This is a genomic window from Cupriavidus oxalaticus, assembly GCF_038900635.1.
Taxonomy (GTDB): domain Bacteria; phylum Pseudomonadota; class Gammaproteobacteria; order Burkholderiales; family Burkholderiaceae; genus Cupriavidus; species Cupriavidus oxalaticus_B.
The window spans coordinates 1-17192 of the sequence record NZ_JAYMRX010000031.1 but is presented as its reverse complement, the minus strand read 5'-3'; the positions used below and the strand labels follow the sequence as shown (position 1 = coordinate 17192).

At 67.1% G+C, this 17192-nt stretch carries 16 protein-coding genes; 9 read left to right on the top strand and 7 right to left on the bottom strand.

Annotated features, from left to right (window positions below; genetic code table 11):
• Positions 1-26: 26 nt before the first annotated feature.
• Positions 27-881, top strand: coding sequence for a 3-hydroxybutyryl-CoA dehydrogenase (locus VSR71_RS31020; protein ID WP_342917393.1), 855 nt, complete (start codon positions 27-29; stop codon positions 879-881).
• Positions 882-1099: 218 nt separating this feature from the next.
• A complete protein-coding gene (locus tag VSR71_RS31015) occupies positions 1100-1432 on the top strand; it encodes a hypothetical protein (RefSeq protein WP_342917392.1) in 333 nt (110 codons plus the stop codon).
• Positions 1433-1458: 26 nt separating this feature from the next.
• On the opposite strand, the gene VSR71_RS31010 is transcribed toward VSR71_RS31015, so the two are convergent.
• Positions 1459-1881, bottom strand: coding sequence for a DUF3293 domain-containing protein (locus VSR71_RS31010; RefSeq protein ID WP_342917391.1), 423 nt, complete (start codon positions 1879-1881; stop codon positions 1459-1461).
• Positions 1882-1883: 2 nt separating this feature from the next.
• On the bottom strand, positions 1884-2552 hold the full coding sequence (locus VSR71_RS31005; RefSeq protein WP_342917390.1) for a Crp/Fnr family transcriptional regulator: 669 nt from the start codon (positions 2550-2552) through the stop codon (positions 1884-1886).
• 278 nt (positions 2553-2830) lie between these two features.
• Here VSR71_RS31005 and VSR71_RS31000 point away from each other — a divergent pair, with 278 nt between their 5' ends.
• From VSR71_RS31000 to VSR71_RS30970, 7 genes are all read left to right on the top strand, one after another.
• Positions 2831-4789 carry an AMP-dependent synthetase/ligase gene (locus VSR71_RS31000; protein ID WP_342917389.1) on the top strand — a complete coding sequence of 653 codons (1959 nt, stop codon included), beginning with the start codon at positions 2831-2833 and terminating at the stop codon, positions 4787-4789.
• Between the two features lie 23 nt (positions 4790-4812).
• Positions 4813-5775: an ABC transporter ATP-binding protein gene (locus tag VSR71_RS30995; RefSeq protein ID WP_342917388.1), complete on the top strand. Its 963-nt coding sequence runs from the start codon at positions 4813-4815 to the stop codon at positions 5773-5775.
• 184 nt (positions 5776-5959) lie between these two features.
• On the top strand, positions 5960-6874 hold the full coding sequence (locus VSR71_RS30990) for a branched-chain amino acid ABC transporter permease (RefSeq protein WP_342917387.1): 915 nt from the start codon (positions 5960-5962) through the stop codon (positions 6872-6874).
• Positions 6875-6898: 24 nt separating this feature from the next.
• Positions 6899-7975, top strand: a complete 1077-nt coding sequence (locus VSR71_RS30985; RefSeq protein WP_342917386.1) for a branched-chain amino acid ABC transporter permease — start codon at positions 6899-6901, stop codon at positions 7973-7975.
• Between the two features lie 111 nt (positions 7976-8086).
• Complete coding sequence (locus VSR71_RS30980) at positions 8087-9424, top strand: ABC transporter substrate-binding protein (protein WP_342917385.1); 1338 nt, start codon at positions 8087-8089, stop codon at positions 9422-9424.
• 202 nt (positions 9425-9626) lie between these two features.
• Entirely contained in the window at positions 9627-10442 is an 816-nt protein-coding gene (locus VSR71_RS30975) for an ABC transporter ATP-binding protein (RefSeq protein ID WP_029046690.1), read from the top strand.
• A 94-nt stretch (positions 10443-10536) separates the two neighbouring features.
• Positions 10537-11787: a phenylacetate--CoA ligase family protein gene (locus tag VSR71_RS30970; RefSeq protein ID WP_342917384.1), complete on the top strand. Its 1251-nt coding sequence runs from the start codon at positions 10537-10539 to the stop codon at positions 11785-11787.
• A gap of 217 nt (positions 11788-12004) precedes the next feature.
• Here VSR71_RS30970 and VSR71_RS30965 read toward each other — a convergent pair whose 3' ends face one another.
• The 5 genes from VSR71_RS30965 to VSR71_RS30945 all read right to left on the bottom strand — a co-directional run bounded on the left by VSR71_RS30965 (position 12005) and on the right by VSR71_RS30945 (position 16894).
• Positions 12005-12406: a YbaN family protein gene (locus VSR71_RS30965; RefSeq protein WP_342917383.1), complete on the bottom strand. Its 402-nt coding sequence runs from the start codon at positions 12404-12406 to the stop codon at positions 12005-12007.
• Between the two features lie 86 nt (positions 12407-12492).
• Positions 12493-13470 (bottom strand): nitronate monooxygenase family protein, encoded by a 978-nt coding sequence (locus VSR71_RS30960; protein WP_342917382.1) that lies wholly within the window; start codon positions 13468-13470, stop codon positions 12493-12495.
• A 131-nt stretch (positions 13471-13601) separates the two neighbouring features.
• On the bottom strand, positions 13602-15032 hold the full coding sequence (gene creC / locus VSR71_RS30955; RefSeq protein ID WP_342917381.1) for a two-component system sensor histidine kinase CreC: 1431 nt from the start codon (positions 15030-15032) through the stop codon (positions 13602-13604).
• Positions 15033-15041: 9 nt separating this feature from the next.
• Positions 15042-15755, bottom strand: a complete 714-nt coding sequence (creB, locus tag VSR71_RS30950; RefSeq protein WP_342917380.1) for a two-component system response regulator CreB — start codon at positions 15753-15755, stop codon at positions 15042-15044.
• Between the two features lie 11 nt (positions 15756-15766).
• Positions 15767-16894 carry an NAD(P)/FAD-dependent oxidoreductase gene (locus VSR71_RS30945; protein ID WP_342917379.1) on the bottom strand — a complete coding sequence of 376 codons (1128 nt, stop codon included), beginning with the start codon at positions 16892-16894 and terminating at the stop codon, positions 15767-15769.
• Positions 16895-17192: the final 298 nt, after the last annotated feature.

Sequence of the window (17192 nt, the reverse complement as noted above, 5' to 3'; positions counted from 1 at the left end):
GCAACCAGCAAACAGAGGAAGAGAAGATGGCAATCAGGACAGTAGGTATCGTCGGTGCCGGCACCATGGGCAATGGCATCGCGCAGGCGTGCGCAGTGGTCGGCCTGAACGTGGTGATGGTCGACATCAGCGATGCCGCCGTGCAGAAGGGCGTGGCCACCGTGGCGGGCAGCCTGGACCGGCTGATCAAGAAGGAAAAGCTGACCGAGGCGCAGAAGGCCGACGCGCTGGCGCGCATCAAGGGCAGCACGTCGTATGACGACCTCAAGGCCACCGACATCGTGATCGAGGCCGCCACCGAGAACTACGACCTGAAGGTCAAGATCCTCAAGCAGATCGACGGCATCGTCGGCGAGAACGTGATCATCGCGTCCAACACCTCGTCGATCTCGATTACCAAGCTGGCCGCGGTGACCTCGCGCGCCGACCGTTTCATCGGCATGCACTTCTTCAACCCGGTGCCGGTGATGGCCCTGGTCGAACTGATCCGCGGCCTGCAGACCAGCGACGCCACCCACGCCGCCGTGGAAGCGCTGGCCAAGGAACTGGGCAAGTACCCGATCACGGTCAAGAACAGCCCGGGCTTTGTCGTCAACCGCATCCTGTGCCCGATGATCAATGAAGCCTTCTGCGTGCTGGGCGAAGGCCTGGCCTCGCCGGAAGAGATCGACGAGGGCATGAAGCTGGGCTGCAACCACCCGATCGGCCCGCTGGCGCTGGCCGACATGATCGGCCTGGACACCATGCTGGCCGTGATGGAAGTGCTGTACACCGAATTCGCCGATCCGAAGTACCGTCCGGCGATGCTGATGCGCGAGATGGTGGCCGCTGGCTACCTCGGCCGCAAGACCGGCCGCGGTGTGTACGTCTACAGCAAGTAATTCAGGCGGCACTTGCCGCGATTGACATGTCGCTCCGCGCCGGGGCGACGCCCGTTGTACCGCTCAGGGGTCGCCATGTGCGGCCCCTGTCATTCCCCGTTGGCGACTTTCGCCAAATCCCGCTTACACGTCGTTATAAATGGAAACACTCCGCCGCATCCAGTAACAGGAATGCCGGGTACAGTGCACCCATTCCTTTTACGACAAAAAGAAACCCAATGCTGCCTCCGGTTCTTGTAGCTGCCCTGCTGGCGGGCGCGATGTCGCTGCTTGCCGCGCGTTCCGCCATGGCCCATGTCGATGTCGGTGTGCATATCGGCACGCCCGCGCCAGTCTATGTCGCCCCTGCGCCGGTCTACGTGGCGCCGCCGCCGCCGGTGGTCTATGCGCCGCGCTATCACGGCTGGCATGGCGACCGCTACTGGGATGGGCGCCGCTGGTATGGGCGGCATGAATGGCATGGGCATCGCCATCACCATCGTCACCATCGGCACCACCACCATCGCCACGGACATGGCCACGGCCACGGCCATCACGGCCACCGCCACTGAGCGGCCGCAGGCCTGAGGGGCCCCGCTCAGCGCAGCAGCACCAGCCGCGGCACCGCGTCGGCGCCGCTCCACACCAGCGCGTTCTGCCCGTACTTCTGGCCCAGCGAGCGCGCATCCTCGAGCGACAGGCCCGGCACCAGATAGCTGGGCTCGGCCGGCCATCCGTTGGCGGGATGCTCGCCGGCGGCCTCGATCGCACGCAATCCCATTGCCGCCACGTCCCGCGCCAGCGCCTGCTGGCGCGCCGCGTTGGCGTCGTCGTCGCAACGCTGGCTGAAGGGGTTGGCCGCGGTAATGAAGGCACTGCACGCTACGCCCAGCAACTTGTGCAGCGTTGCCAGCGGCGCGCTGGCCTGGTCCACCCGCAAGGTCATCGGCGCATCGCCCAGCACGCGATAGTGCGTTTCGCGGTAGGCCTGCAGCGTGGCTGCATCGATGACGGTGGCCACCGCTACTCCCCGTATTGCCGCAATCCGTCCAGGTCCAGCACTTCGATCACGCCGTAGTCCACCCGCATCAGCTTCTGTTGCTCCAGCACCTTGAGCGCCTGGTTGGCGCGCTGGCGCGAGATGCCGGCAAGCAGGCCGATCTCTTCCTGCGAGATCTCCAGCGTCTTGCCGATGCCGGGATACAGGTGCTCATTGAACAGCGACGACACCGCGCGCGCCACGCGTGAATCGATATCGAGCGAGCGTTCGTATTCCACCGCCGCGATGAACTGGCCCAGGCGCTCGTTGAGCTGCGTCAGCAGGAAGCGCGTGAACGGCAGGCTGGTCTCCAGCAGCCACTGAAAAGTCTCGAGCGGCAGGAAGGCGATGGTCGAGCGGCGCAGCGCCATCACGTCGTACTTGCGGATCTCCGACTTGAGCACCGCGCCTTCGCCGAACCAGCCGCCGGTGGGCACGCCGGTAAAGGTCACCGACTTGCCCGAGGGCGAGACCGTGGTGATCTTGACGATGCCCTCCAGCACGCCCAGCCAGTGCTCGGCCCTGTCGCCCTTGTGGCAGACGTAGTCGCCCTGGTTGTATTCACGCACGCACATCGCGCGGCGCACGCGTTCACGTTGCGCGGGGCTCAGGTCTGCTGCCCACACGCAGCGGTCGACAAAATCGTTCAGCATGGCCTGAAAAAGCTCCCGTAGGGATTAACCCGGAATTGTCACCGGCGTGACAACCCCGGTGGTTGGCATGGGCTATCGTACGATCACAACGGAACCGCGGGTGCCAGAAGGGCACGCCGGGAAGGCAGAAGACGCTTCCCCCGGCCCCTGCAGACAAGGCACAGACGGGCTTGATGCGATGCGGCAGATGCCGCCGGGCAAAGCAAGCCAAGTATAACGACCGGACCGGCGCTTGACACCGGGCGTGGACCCCCACGCCGGAGGGACAGGAGACAGCGATGCAGGAATCGTCGGCGACGACCTTCCCGCGATGGCTGCTGGCGCACGCCCAGCAGCGGCCGGAGCATCCGGCCTATCGCGAGAAGGATCTCGGCATCTGGCAGACATACAGCTGGGCCCAGGCGGCACAGCAGGTGAGGGCGCTGGCATGTGGTCTGGCCGCGCTCGGATTCAGGCGCGGCATGAACCTGGCGGTGGTGGGCGACAACCGTCCCCGCCTGTACTGGGCCATGACCGCGGCGCAGGCGCTGGGCGGCGTGCCGGTGCCGCTGTACCAGGACGCCATCGCCAACGAGATGGTCTACGTGCTCAACGATGCGGAGATCGACTTCGCCATCGTCGAGGACCAGGAGCAGGTCGACAAGCTGCTGGAAGTCGAGGCGCAGCTGGCCGAGTCCGGCCGCGCCGTGCGCCATGTCATCTATGAAGACCCACGCGGCCTGCGCGATTACGAGCATCCCTCGCTGATGTCGTACGAGCGGCTGCAGGAGCTGGGGCGCGAATACGACCAGGCGCATCCGGGCTTCTATGACGAAGCGATTGCCGCGGGCCAGCCCGACGACACCGCGATCATCCTCTACACCTCCGGCACCACCGGCAAGCCCAAGGGCGTGTGCCATTCGCATGCGGGCCTGATCGGCTCGGCACGCCATGGCTGCGCGTTCGACCGCCTCACCGCGAAGGACGACGTGCTGTCGTACCTGCCGATGGCATGGGTGGGCGACAACCTGTTCTCCTATGCGCAGGCGATGGTGGCGGGCTTCACGGTGAATTGCCCGGAATCGCGCGAGACCGTGATGACCGACCTGCGCGAGATCGGCCCGACCTATTACTTCGCGCCGCCGCGCATCTATGAAGGCCTGCTGACGCAGGTGATGATCCGCATGGAAGATGCGGGCTGGATCAAGCGCAAGCTGTTCCACTGGGCGATGGACGTGGCGCGCCGCTGCGGCGCGGATATCCTCGACCGGCGCCCGGTGCCTGCAATGGAGCGCGCGCGCTATGCGCTGGGCGAAGCGCTGGTCTACGGCCCGCTGCGCAATGTGCTCGGCATGAGCCGCATCCGCGTGGGCTATACCGCCGGCGAGGCCATCGGGCCGGACCTGTTCCGCTTCTACCGCTCCATCGGCGTGAACCTGAAGCAGTTCTACGGCCAGACCGAGACCTGCGCCTACGTGTGCCTGCAGCCCGACGGCCAGGTCAAGTTCGATTCCGTGGGACCGGCCGCGCCGGGCATGGAGATCCGCATCGCCGACAACGGCGAGGTGCTGGTGCGCGGCGTGGGCCTGCTCAAGTCCTACTACAAGCGCGACGATGCCACGCGCGAGGCCATCAACGACGAGGGCTACTTCATGACCGGCGATGCAGGCGTGATCGACGCCGACGGCCACCTGAAGATCATCGACCGCGCCAAGGACGTGGGCAAGCTGGCCGACGGCACGATGTTCGCGCCCAAGTACATCGAGAACAAGCTCAAGTTCTTCCCGTACATCAAGGAAGCGGTGGCCTTCGGCAACGGCCGCGACCAGGTCTGCGCCTTCATCAACATCGACTTCGAAGCAGTGGGCAACTGGGCCGAGCGCCGCCACCTGCCGTACGCCGGTTACGTCGACCTGGCCGCGCAGCCGGACGTGATCGAGATGATCGGCGAATGCGTGAACCAGGTGAATGCCGACCTTGCCAACGACCCCATGCTCGCCGGCTCGCAGGTCGCGCGGTTCCTGATTTTGCACAAGGAGCTGGACCCGGACGACGACGAGCTGACGCGCACGCGCAAGGTGCGCCGCGGCTATATCGCCGAGAAATACGGCGTGCTGGTGGATGCGCTCTACGTGGGCAAGTCCGAGCAGTTTATCGAGACGCGCGTCAAGTTCGAGGACGGGCGCGAGGGCAGCGTGTCGGCCACGCTGAAGCTGGTCGATGCGAAGCGCCTGCCCCCGGCGGCGCGCGCGGCATAAGAGCATAGGGCGGAGGCATCAACATGACGCAAGTGGCCTGGCAAGGCGGCGGCAAGCCTGAATGGACCGGCACCGCACGTACCGATGCGAGCGCGGCCGGCGGCAGCGGCGCGATGGCGCCCGCGGGCCCGCTGTCCCCGGCGGGACTGGCGGACGACAGCAGCGCGCAACCCGGCACGCATCACGCGCAGCGCACCGGCGAGCACGCGCGCACCGGTGGCGAGGTGATCCTGGACCTGCAGCACATCTCGCTGTCGTTCGGTGGCGTGAAGGCGCTGACCGATATCTCGTTCGACGTCTGCGAGCACGAGATCCGCGCCATCATCGGCCCCAACGGCGCGGGCAAGAGTTCGATGCTGAACGTGATCAACGGCGTGTACCACCCGCAGCAGGGACGCATCGTGTTCCGCGGCGAGGAGCGCAAGCAGATGCACCCGACCGCCGCCGCGCGGCAGGGCATCGCGCGCACGTTCCAGAACATCGCGCTGTTCAAGGGCATGACGGTGCTCGACAACATCATGACCGGGCGCAACACGCAATTCCGCACCGGGCTGTTCGCGCATGCGCTGTGGTGGGGGCCGGCACGCAATGAAGAGATGCGCCACCGCCAGAAGGTGGAGGAAGTGATCGATTTCCTGGAGATCCAGTCGATCCGCAAGACGCCGGTGGGGCGCCTGCCGTATGGCCTGCAGAAGCGCGTTGAGCTGGCGCGCGCGCTCGCCGCCGAGCCTTCGATGCTGCTGCTGGACGAACCGATGGCCGGCATGAACGTGGAAGAGAAGCAGGACATGTGCCGCTTCATCCTCGATGTGAACCGGCAGTTCGGTACCACCATCGTGCTGATCGAGCATGACATGGGCGTGGTGATGGATATCTCGGACCGCGTGGTGGTGCTGGACTACGGCAAGAAAATCGGGGATGGAACGCCGGAGGAGGTCAAGGGCGATCCGGACGTGATCAAGGCGTATTTGGGAACATCGCACTGATTGTTTGCTCCCCTCTCCCGCGCGCGGGAGAGGGGCCGGGGGAGAGGGCAGGCGCTGGCAATATCGACGCGCGTCACTTCGTTGAGGCTCCGGCCCTCTCCCCCAACCCCTCTCCCGCTAGCGGGAGAGGGGAGCAACACCAGAGCGTGAGCAATGCTGATAGGCAAGCAAGCAAAGGCAAACCATGACGTTCTTCTTTGAAATCCTGCTCGGCGGCCTGCTCTCCGGCCTGATGTACTCGCTGGTCGCGCTGGGCTTCGTGCTGATCTACAAGGCCTCGGGCGTGTTCAACTTCGCCCAGGGCGCGATGGTCTACTTTGCCGCGCTGGCGGTGGTGGGGCTGATGGACAAGGGCATGCCGATGTGGGCGGCGGTGATCGGCGCCTTCGTGGTGATGATCCTGGTCGGCATGAGCACCGAGCGCTTCGTGCTGCGCAAGCTGGTCAACCAGCCGCCGATCACGCTGTTCATGGCGACCATCGGGTTGTCGTTCTTCCTGGAAGGGCTGGGGCCGCTCTTGTTCGGCAATGAAGTGCGCCCGATCAACCTGGGCATCGTCGACGAGCCGATCGAATCGATCCTGACCAGCTTCAACATCGTCCTCTCCAAGTTCGACCTCGCCGCCGCAGCGATTGCCGGCGCGCTGGTGGGTTCGCTGGCGCTGTTCTTCCAGTACACCAAGGTCGGCCGCGCGCTGCGCGCGGTGGCGGATGACCACCAGGCCGCGCTGTCGCTGGGCATTCCGCTGCAGAACATCTGGGCGATCGTGTGGGGTGTGGCGGGCTTCGTCGCGCTGGTGGCGGGCATGCTGTGGGGGTCGCGCAATGGCGTGCAGTTTGCGCTGACGCTGACTGCGCTGAAGGCGCTGCCGGTGCTGATCCTGGGCGGCTTCACTTCGGTGCCCGGCGCCATCGTCGGCGGGCTGATCATCGGCGCGTCGGAGAAGCTGGCCGAGATCTATATCCCGCCGGTGTTCCAGTCGATGTTCGGCGGCAATTTCGGCGGCATCGAAGGGTGGTTCCCGTATGTGTTTGCCTTGCTGTTCCTGCTGGTTCGGCCCGAAGGGCTGTTCGGCGAAAAACATATCGATCGCGTCTGACCGACTTCGCACAGGAGAGTTGCCATGTTTTATCGTGAAGCCGGCCAGTTCAAGACCAGCTACGTTGCCGACAGCCAGATCTTCCCGATCCGCCAGGACCGCATCGGCTTTGCCGTGCTGATGGCCGTGGCGTTCGTGGCGATCCCGTTCGTCGGATCGGAATACTGGTTCTCGGCCATCCTGATCCCGTTCCTGATCTTCTCGCTGGCGGCACTGGGCCTCAATATCCTGACCGGCTATGCCGGGCAGTTGTCGCTCGGCACCGCGGCCTTCATGGCGGTGGGGGCCTACGCGGCCTACAACTTCCAGTTGCGCATCGAAGGCATCCCGGTGCTGCTGTCGTTCCTGCTGGCCGGGCTGTCGGCGGCGCTGGTGGGCGTGGCGTTCGGCCTGCCTTCGCTGCGGATCAAGGGGTTCTACCTGGCCGTGGCCACGCTGGCGGCGCAGTTCTTCGTGGTGTGGGCGCTGACCAAGTTCCCCTGGTTCTCCAACAACAGCTCGTCGGGCGTGATCACGGCGCAGCGGCTGGATTTGTTCGGCATTGCCATCGATACGCCGGTGAAGAAGTATTTGTTCGTGCTGGCCATCGTCACGGTGCTCGCGCTGATCGCCAAGAACCTGGTGCGGTCGGCGACGGGCCGCGCCTGGATGTCGGTGCGCGACATGGACGTGGCGGCCGAGGTGATCGGCATCCCGCTGATGCGCACCAAGCTGATGGCGTTCGCGGTCAGCTCGTTCTACTGCGGCGTGGCCGGCGCGCTGTATGCGTTCTGCTACCTGGGCTCGGTCGAGCCGGACGGCTTCTCGCTGGACCTGTCGTTCCGCGTGCTGTTCATGATCATCATCGGCGGCGTGGGCAGTATCCTGGGCTCGTTCCTGGGCGCGGCGTTCATCCTGCTGCTGCCGATCTTCCTGGACAACGTGCTGCCGCCGCTGGCCGGGCTGCTGCACCTGCCCTTTACCAACGCCACCGTGTCGCACATCCAGCTGATGGTGTTCGGCGGGCTGATCATCTTCTTCCTGATCGTGGAGCCGCACGGGCTGGCCCGGCTGTGGCAGATCGCCAAGGAGAAGCTGAGGCTGTGGCCATTCCCGCACTGACGGAGCGGGGTTCCCGGGGTTCCTTGTCTCACCGCAAATACCGCAGGTCCTGAGTGAAGTACTGAAGCCTACGCATAACGAAACGCCCCACCGAGGGCGAAGGAGACTGTCATGACCAACCTGATACATAACGTGCAACGCGCCGCCCTGGTGGTCAGCGCCGCGGCTGCACTGCTGGCGCCGGCGGTGCCGGCACTGGCGCAAAGCAACGAGCAGTTTGTCGCGCTGCCGAGCTATCGCGTGGGGCCATATGGCGCCAACGGGCAGTCGTGGTATGGCGGCTTCATCGACTACCTCAACTACGTCAACCTGAAGGACGGTGGCGTCAACGGCGTCAAGCTGAGCTGGGAAGAGTGCGAGACGGAGTACAACAACGCCAAGGGCGTGGAGTGCTATGAGCGCCTGAAGTCGAAGAACGCGACCACCAAGGGCACGGCATACCACGCCATGTCCACCGGCATTTCGTACGCGCTGGTCGACAAGACCGCTGCTGACAAGGTGCCGCTGGTGATGATGGGCTACGGCCGCACCGATGCCGTGGATGGCTCGGTGTTCCCGTATGCGTTCCCGCTGGTGACCACGTACCAGATGCAGGTCTCGGCCATCGTCAAGTACCTGGCGACCAAGAGCGGCGGCTCGCTGGCCGGCAAGAAGATCGTCTACCTGTACCACGACTCGGCCTATGGCAAGGAGCCGATCGTCGCGTTGCAGGCCGAGGCAAGGCTCAACAAGTTCAACCTCGTCGAGATCCCGGTGGCGCACCCCGGCAACGAGCAGGGCGCGCAGTGGCTGAAGATCCGCCAGGAGAATCCCGACTACGTGATCTTCTGGGGCTGGGGCGTGATGAACCAGACCGCGCTGAAGGCCGCGCAGAAGGTGGGTTTCTCGCGCGAGAAGATGATCGGCTCCTGGTGGGCGGGCTCCGAGGAAGACACGGTGCCGGCGGGTGATGCCTCCAAGGGCTACATGAGCGCGACCTGGAACGTCGCGGGCAAGAGCGTGCCGCTGATCGCCGACATCGAGAAGGTCGTGTACGGCGCCGGCAAGGGCAACATGCAGGACAAGAACAAGATTGGCTCGGTGCTGTACAACCGCGGCGTTTCCGCGGCGGTGGTGACGGTGGAAGCGGTGCGCGTGGCGCAGGCCAAGTTCGGCAAGGGCAAGCCCATGACCGGCGAGCAGATGCGCTGGGCCTTCGAGAACCTGAACCTGACCAACGCGCGCCTGCAGCAGCTGGGTGCCACCGGCCTGCTGCCCGAGATCAAGACCAGCTGCGAGAACCACGAGGGCTCGGGCAAGGTGAAGATCCAGCAGTGGGATGGCAGCAAGTGGGTGGTGGTGTCGGACTGGATCGAGGGCAACAAGGGCCTGATCCACCCGCTGTTCAAGGCGACGGCGGCGCAGTATGCGAAGGAGAAGGGGATTACGCCGGGGTGCTCGAAGTCTTGATGGCCCGCAACCTCCGACTGTTTGCTCCCCTCTCCCGCTCGCGGGAGAGGGGCCGGGGGTGAGGGCGGGCGCTGGCAGCAGGACGAACGTCAGCACTTCGTCGACGCGCCCACCCTCACCCCAACCCTCTCCCAGAGGGAGAGGGAGAACCCAGTCGGGACAGTGAAAGCTCAACGCAATACCGTCACACCATACCCGCACCATGAGCCTCCTATCCATCAACAACATCGAAGTCATCTACGATCACGTGATCCTGGTGCTCAAGGGCGTTTCGCTCGAGGTGCCGGAGGGCAAGATCGTGGCGTTGCTGGGCGCCAACGGCGCGGGCAAGACCACCACGCTGAAGGCGATCTCCAACCTGCTGCACGCCGAGCGCGGCGACGTGACCAAGGGCACCATCGAGTACCGCGGCGACCGCGTCGACCAGCTCACGCCCAACGACCTGGTGCGCCGCGGCGTGATCCAGGTGATGGAGGGGCGCCACTGCTTCGCGCACCTGACCATTGAAGAGAACCTGCTCACCGGCGCCTACACGCGCGGCCTGTCGCGCTCGCAGACGCGCGACGAGCTGGAGAAGATCTACAACTACTTCCCGCGCCTGAAGACGCGCCGCAAGTCGCAGGCGGGCTACACCTCCGGCGGCGAGCAGCAGATGTGCGCGATTGGCCGGGCCATGATGGCCAAGCCGGCGATGATCCTGCTCGACGAGCCGTCGATGGGCCTGGCGCCGCAGATCGTCGAGGAGATCTTCGAGATCGTGCGCGACCTGAATTCGCGCGAGAAGGTCAGCTTCCTGCTGGCCGAGCAGAACACCATGGTGGCGCTGCGCTATGCCGACTACGGCTACATCCTGGAAAACGGCCGCGTGGTGATGGACGGCGACGCGGAGTCGCTGCGCACCAACGAGGACGTGAAGGAGTTCTACCTGGGCGTGGCCGCCAACGACGCGGATGGCGGCGCGCGCAAGTCCTTCCGCGACGTGAAGAGCTATCGCCGGCGCAAGCGCTGGCTGGCATAGCGCCGCGAGGCTTATCCCTGTCGTTGCCAACGCGCCGTGGCGGAATTGCGCCGGCGCGATGGCAATCCGCATCCTTCCCTGACGCAACAGCACCATGCCCGAATACTTCGATTCGCTCGAAACCCGCGCGCCGGCAGTCCGCGAGCAGGCGCTTCTAGCCGCCCTGGCACGCCAGGTGGCCCACGCGCGCGACAACGCGCCGTACTTCGCTGAACTGCTGCGCGACGTGGACCCGCGCTCGCTGACGTCGCGCGAAGCGCTGGCGGCGCTGCCGGTGACGCGCAAGTCGGACCTGACCGCACGCCAGCGCGCGCTGCCGCCGCTGGGCGGGCTCAATGCGACGCCGCTGGGCAGGCTGCGCCATGTATTCCAGTCACCCGGCCCGATCCACGAGCCCGACGGCCACGACGCCGACTGGTGGCGCACGGCCCGCGCCATGCACGCCGCGGGCTTCCGTGCCGGTGACCTGGTCTACAACACCTTCTCCTACCACTTCACGCCGGCCGGCATGATGATGGAGACCGGCGCGCACAAGCTGGGCTGCTGCGTGTTCCCGGCTGGCGTCGGCCAGACCGAGTCGCAGGTGCAGGCGATGGCCAGCCTGCAACCGGCGGCCTACGCGGGCACGCCTTCGTTCCTGAAGCTGCTGCTGGAACGCGGCGACGAGATGGGCCTGCCATGCACCAGCCTCACGAAGGCGCTGGTCTCCGGCGAGGCGCTGCCGCCGTCATTGCGCGCGTGGTTCCAGCAACGCGGGGTGCGCGTGCAGCAGATGTACGGCAGCGCGGATCTCGGGCTGATCGCCTACGAGTCTGAGGGCGGCGACGGCTGGGTGGTGGACGAGGGTGTGCTGGTCGAGATCGTCGAGCCGGGCGGCACGCGGCCCATGCCCGAAGGCGAGACCGGCGAGGTGGTGGTGACGGTGCTGGGCAACGGCGATTATCCGCTGATCCGCTTCGGCACCGGCGACCTGTCGGCGGTGGTGGCGGAGTCCTCGCAGCGGCCAAGCCCGTGCGGGCGCACCAATATCCGGCTCAAGGGCTGGCTGGGACGCGCGGACCAGGCGACCAAGGTCAAAGGCATGTTCGTGCATCCGGGGCAGGTGGCCGACGTATTGCGCCGCCATCCGGAGATCCGCGCGGCGCGGCTGGTGGTGACCGGCGATCCTGGCGCGGACGTGATGACGTTGCGCTGCGAGGCAACGCGCGAGGATGCGGAGTTGCAGCGCGCGGTGGCCGAGTCGCTGCGCGAGGTGATGCGATTGCGCGGGGAGGTGGCGTTCGTGGCGGCGGGGTCGTTGCCGCAGGATGGGAAGGTGATCGAGGATGCGCGGCGGTATGAGTGAGTGAGCTGGGCCCGGGGGCAGGGCTTCGTGGATACGCCGGCCCTCACCCCCGGCCCCTCTCCCGCGCGCGGGAGAGGGGAGCAAACCGTCGGTGTATGAGGGCTTTCGAGCTAGCCATCGCCCGCGGCATTCGCACCCCTCTCCCGCTTGCGGGAGAGGGGTGGGGGTGAGGGCCGGCGCATCAACGAAGTGCCGCGCGCAAATCCACCGCGCGGCCTTACCCCTCCGGCCCTTCCCCCGGCCGCGTCGGCAACCGGATCATCCACACACTCACCCCCACCGCGCAAGCCAGCAACGCCGCCGACGCAACCGGCCGCCCCCGCAGCAGCCAAGCCGTGGTCCCCATCGACACCCACATCATCGACAGCGCGAGGCACTTCGCCTTGAACGGAATGCTCCGATGCCGCTGCCAGTCGCTGACCAGCGGCCCGAAGCGCGGATGCCCCATCAGCCAGCCGTGGAAGCGCCGGGAGCCGCGCGCGAAGCACGCCGCGGCGAGCAGCACGAACGGCGTGGTCGGCAGCACCGGCAGGAAGATCCCGATCACGCCCAGCAGCAGGCAGAGCCCGCCCGCCGCCACCCAGACGGCGCGCAGCGCGCGCTGGCGGTGGCTCGGCACGGCTTCAGGGTCGGGCGAAAGGTCAGGGTTGGAAGAGGGCAATGGTCGAACAAAGGGCCGCTAAGCGGCCCCGGTGATTGGATCGGTCAGCGCGCAATCCCCAGCCGCGCCTTGGCCGCATCGTACTCCGCTTTCATGCGCGCGACGATCTCGCCGGCGCTCGGGATGTCGTGGATCTGGCCCACGCCCTGGCCGGCGCCCCAGATGTCCTTCCACGCCTTGGCCTTGGAGCTGCCGCTGGAGAAGTCCATCTTGGTCTTGTCGGCCACCGGCAGGTTTTCCGGGTCCAGGCCCGCGTTGCTGATGCTCTCGCGGATGTAGTTGCCGTGCACGCCGGTGAACAGGTTGGTGTAGACGATATCGGCGGCGGCCGAGCTGGTGATCGACTGCTTGTACGTTTCGGCCGCGTGCGCCTCCTGCGAGGCGATGAAGCGCGTGCCGACGTAGGCGAAGTCGGCGCCCATGGCCTGTGCCGCCAGCACTGCCTCGCCGGTGGCGATCGAGCCCGACAGCGCGATCGGGCCGTCGAAGATCTTGCGCACCTCGCCCACCAGCGCGAACGGCGACAGCATGCCGGCATGCCCGCCTGCGCCGGCCGCGACCAGGATCAGGCCGTCGACACCGGATTCGATCGCCTTTTCGGCATGGCGCAGGCTGATCACGTCGTGCAGCACGATGCCGCCGTAGCTGTGCACCGCGTCGATCAGCTCCTTGGGCGGCGCGCGTAGCGAGGTGATGAAGATCGGCACCTTGTGCTCGACGCAGACCTTGATGTCGTGCTCTAGCCGCGCGTTGGATCCATGCACGATCTGGTTGACCGCGACCGACCCCACCGGCGCGCCGGGGTTGGCGGCCCTGAACGCGGCCAGCTCTTCCTCGATCTGCGTCAGCCACTCGTCGAGCAAGTCCGCCGGGCGCGCGTTGAGCGCGGGGAACGAACCCACGATGCCGGCCTTGCACTGCGCCAGCACCAACTCGGGATAGCTGACGATGAACATGGGCGAGGCAATCACGGGCAGGGCCAGGTTCTGCAGGACCTGGGGCAGTTGCTTGGCGGCGGGCATGGTGTCTCCTGAACCACTGGCGGGCACGCTGAACGTGCCCTAAATGAACGGTCGTTCGATTATAGGGAGTTTCTGGGGTGCGTCGCTAGAAGCCCCAGTCTATGCCGATCCCGCGCGCCATGGCAGGCGGGTCAGTCCGCGGGCAGCTCCAGTTCGGCCAGCGCGCCGCCGCCCGGCCGGTTGGCCAGCCTCACGCTGCCATGATGCAGCGCCGCCACCTCGCGCGCAAAGCACAGGCCCAGGCCAGTGCTCTTGTCGGCGCCCCGCGGGCGCGGCAGCGAGTAGAAGCGCTCGAACACGCGCGGCAGCGCGTAGTCGGGGATGCCCGGGCCGTGGTCGGCCACGGTGATCGCCAGCTGCGCGCCGCGCCGTTCCAGCGCCACCGCGATGTCGCTGTCCTGCGGCGCGAAGTCGATGGCGTTTTCGAGCAGGTTGGCGATAGCCTGGCGCAGCAGGAACGGGTCGCCCGCCACCACGTCGGGGCCCGGCGGCGCCTGCAGCCGCAGCGCCACGCCGCGGTGCCGCGCGCGCGGCTCCAGCTCGGCGCACAGTCGGGCCAGCAGCGCGCCCAGTTGCACCGGCTCGCGGGTTTCCAGCCGTTGCCGTTGTTCCACCTCCGCCAGCGCCAGCAGCTTGCGGATCATGGTTTCCAGCCGGCCCGACTGCGCGCGGATGTTGGCGACGAAGCGCTCCCGGTCCGCCGCCGGCATGTCTTCCTGCAGCAGCTCGGCGGCGCCGCCGATCGCAGCCAGCGGGCTCTTCATCTCGTGCGTCAGCGTGTGGATGTAGTGCTCGACATATTGCTTGTCTTCGAGCCGCTCGCGCATGCCCTGCACCGCGCGGCCGAGCTCGGCCAGCTCGCTGGTGCCGCGCAGCGGCATCTCGGCGCGCTCGCCGGCGGCCACCGCGCGCGCATAGCCGCGCAGCCGGCGCAGGCCATGCACCAGCCACAGCGTGCAGGCCAGGCCGATCACGCACGCGGTGCCGATCAGCAGCCCGCCGTACAGCAGGATGCGGTGCTGGCTGCGCGCGATGAAGGGCGCCATCGCGGCATTGGGCTTGGCCACGGTGAGCGCGCCGATGATGCGGTCTCCGTCGCGTATGGGGGCGGCCACATACATCACGGTGCTGGCCTCGTCCTCGGGATCGCTGCGCGTGCTGCGCGCGCCGTACTGGCCGCGCAGCGTCAGGTAGACATCGTTCCAGCGCGAGTAGTCGCGGCCCACGTCGGTGCCGGTGGAGTCGTAGCGGACGATGCCGCCGGCGTCGGTGACATAGACGCGGTAGCCGATGCTGTCCTTGTGCAGGCCCCATACGTCGGCATTGACCGGCGCTTCGCGCAGCGCCGCCATGCGCCGCGCGAAGTCGCCGTCGGCGATGCGGCCGGCCTGCATGTCGTCGGCGGCCAGCGCGGCCAGCACGTGGGCGGTGTCGATCAGCGTGTCTTCCATCGCCTGCCGCACGCCCGGCTTGACCTCCTGCACGAACACGCGCAGCGTCAGCACCGTCGCCAGGCCGACGATCAGGAAGAAGCCGAAGAAGATGCGCAGGCCGATCCGCATGGCGCGCGCTCAGGTGTGCACGGGATCGAGCGAATAGCCCATGCCGCGATGCGTGCGGATGCGCTCGGCGCCCTCGCCTTCCGGGGTGGCGTCGCGCAGCTTGGCGCGCAGCGTCTTGACATGGGTGTCGACGGTGCGGTCGCTGGTGTCGAGCGCGTCCTGCCAGACCAGTTCCATCAACTGCGCGCGGGTGTAGATGCGGCCCGGGTGTGCCACCAGCAGTGCCAGCAGCAGGTATTCGTAGCGGGTCAGGTCCAGCCAGCGGCCGCGGTAGGCCAGCCGTGCGCCGTCGGCGTCGTGGGTGAAGCCGGAGTCGGCGGCTGCGGGTGGGGGAGCGGGTGCGGCGCCGCGCGCGCGGCGCAGGATGGCGCGCACACGCGCGGCCAGCTCGCGCGGCGAGAACGGCTTGACCACGTAGTCGTCGGCGCCGATCTCCAGGCCGACGATGCGGTCGATCTCCTCGTGGCGCGCGGTCAGGAAGATCACCGGCGCATCGCAGAAGGTACGCAGCGAGCGGCAGACCTCGAAGCCGTTCACATCGGGCAGGCCAACGTCCAGGATCACCAGGTCGGGCGCATCGGCGCGCACCCGCGCCAGCGCGGCGCTGCCCAGCGTGCAGTGCTCGGCCCGCATGCCATCGGTGCGCAGGGCGTAGAGGATGGTGTCGGCGATGGCTTGCTCGTCTTCCACCACCAGGATGCGCGGTTGTTCCATGCCCGGCATTCTAGTCCACGTCAGCGGCCGGGCACGGTGCGCGGCGGCGGCGCGGCCTGGTCGCCGCGGCGCTTGTGGAAGTAGATCTGCTCGGCGGCCCAGCGTAGCGGCGGTGAATACAGCATCAGGTCGAAGGGCCAGTCGCACTGGAAGCGGTCGAACATCCAGCGCAGCGCTTGCTTGCCGCGAAAGCGTGGCGCGCTGCCGGTGGCAACGGCTTCCGGCGCCGGGCCGTTGTGCAGCAGGTGTCCGGCGATGGCGTTGCCGATGGATTCGCCATGGGCAAAGGCGTAGTGGATGCCGCCGGCGGTCAGCGGCGAGACAATGCCGGCTGCGTCGCCGGTCAGGATCACGCCGTCGCGCGCGAGTGGCATGGCAGGGCCGCCGCATGGGATCAGGCCGGCGCGCGTCGCGGCGGGCTGCGTCAGTTCGGGCAGGCCGGCACGGGTGCGTACATGGGCGAGCAGGCCGTCGAGATCGGGGGCGCGGCCGTGGCGGGGCAGGTAGCGCAGTGCCAGGCCGGCCTGGACACCGGTGGGGTTTTGCGCGATCCAGCCTATGTAGCCGGGCGCAAAGCGGCGGGTGATAAAGCAATGGAGCATGGCGGGATCGGGCAGGGACAGGCCCGGGAATTCGTATTCGATGCCATACAGGAAATTGTGCGTGCGGCCGAGGCCTGCGCATTGCGCCACGCGTGAATTGGCGCCGTCGGCGCCGATCAGGTAGCGGGTGGTGCCGACGCCGGTCACGTGCCAGCCGCCACGGCTTGGCACGGCGCGGACGAAGGCCTGGCCGAGCCGCAGCAGCGCGCCGTGGCGCACCAGCTCGGTGGCCAGCCAGCGCATCAGGCTGGGGGTATCGGTGGTGTGGAAGTAGTAGCCCGGGGCGGCCAGGTCCACGCTGCGCAGGCGTGGAGAGTAGAGCCGCACGCGGTTGACTCGGTGTATGCAGTCGGCGGGGGCGCGGCCCAGCCAGGTTTGTTCGACGGCTTCCTTGACGAGGATGCCGGTGGTGTGGAGTTTCTCGCCTGGGTCGGGTTTGCGTTCGAGGACCAGGGCGCGCAGGCCGGCGCGGGCGGCGGCCAGTGCGCAGGCCGCGCCGGCGAAGCTGGCGCCGGATACCACGAGGTCGTAGTCGAAGGCTGGCATTTTGGAGCGTTTTTTTGGTGAGGGGCTCCAGTGTTTGGTTGGTGGGTGAGGGGAGTGTGGGGTGGGTGTGAAGTGGGTGGGGATTTTTGCGGACTGTGGCTGGCTGCTTGTTTTGACATGCTGTCGGCGGCTTGAAGCTGTGTTGTCGCTGTTGATGACATGCTGTCGGCCGTTGGATTTGCCCCCGTGTCCGCGGACACGGTCACACCCTTAGGTTGATAAGGCCATCGCACGCCTGAACTCGCGCGGAGAGCGGTAATTCAGGGCGCTATGGGGGTGCTGCTCGTTGTAGTGCTCA

Excerpts from the sequence above, each read along its gene's own strand:
- VSR71_RS31020 (WP_342917393.1), top strand. The coding sequence starts at position 27 with ATGGCAATCAGGACAGTAGGTATCGTCGGTGCCGGCACCATGGGCAAT.
- VSR71_RS31015 (WP_342917392.1), top strand. The coding sequence starts at position 1,100 with ATGCTGCCTCCGGTTCTTGTAGCTGCCCTGCTGGCGGGCGCGATGTCG.
- VSR71_RS31005 (WP_342917390.1), bottom strand. The coding sequence starts at position 2,552 with ATGCTGAACGATTTTGTCGACCGCTGCGTGTGGGCAGCAGACCTGAGC.
- VSR71_RS31000 (WP_342917389.1), top strand. The coding sequence starts at position 2,831 with ATGCAGGAATCGTCGGCGACGACCTTCCCGCGATGGCTGCTGGCGCAC.
- VSR71_RS30995 (WP_342917388.1), top strand. The coding sequence starts at position 4,813 with ATGACGCAAGTGGCCTGGCAAGGCGGCGGCAAGCCTGAATGGACCGGC.
- VSR71_RS30990 (WP_342917387.1), top strand. The coding sequence starts at position 5,960 with ATGACGTTCTTCTTTGAAATCCTGCTCGGCGGCCTGCTCTCCGGCCTG.
- VSR71_RS30985 (WP_342917386.1), top strand. The coding sequence starts at position 6,899 with ATGTTTTATCGTGAAGCCGGCCAGTTCAAGACCAGCTACGTTGCCGAC.
- VSR71_RS30980 (WP_342917385.1), top strand. The coding sequence starts at position 8,087 with ATGACCAACCTGATACATAACGTGCAACGCGCCGCCCTGGTGGTCAGC.
- VSR71_RS30975 (WP_029046690.1), top strand. The coding sequence starts at position 9,627 with ATGAGCCTCCTATCCATCAACAACATCGAAGTCATCTACGATCACGTG.
- VSR71_RS30970 (WP_342917384.1), top strand. The coding sequence starts at position 10,537 with ATGCCCGAATACTTCGATTCGCTCGAAACCCGCGCGCCGGCAGTCCGC.
- VSR71_RS30960 (WP_342917382.1), bottom strand. The coding sequence starts at position 13,470 with ATGCCCGCCGCCAAGCAACTGCCCCAGGTCCTGCAGAACCTGGCCCTG.
- creC (WP_342917381.1), bottom strand. The coding sequence starts at position 15,032 with ATGCGGATCGGCCTGCGCATCTTCTTCGGCTTCTTCCTGATCGTCGGC.
- creB (WP_342917380.1), bottom strand. The coding sequence starts at position 15,755 with ATGCCGGGCATGGAACAACCGCGCATCCTGGTGGTGGAAGACGAGCAA.
- VSR71_RS30945 (WP_342917379.1), bottom strand. The coding sequence starts at position 16,894 with ATGCCAGCCTTCGACTACGACCTCGTGGTATCCGGCGCCAGCTTCGCC.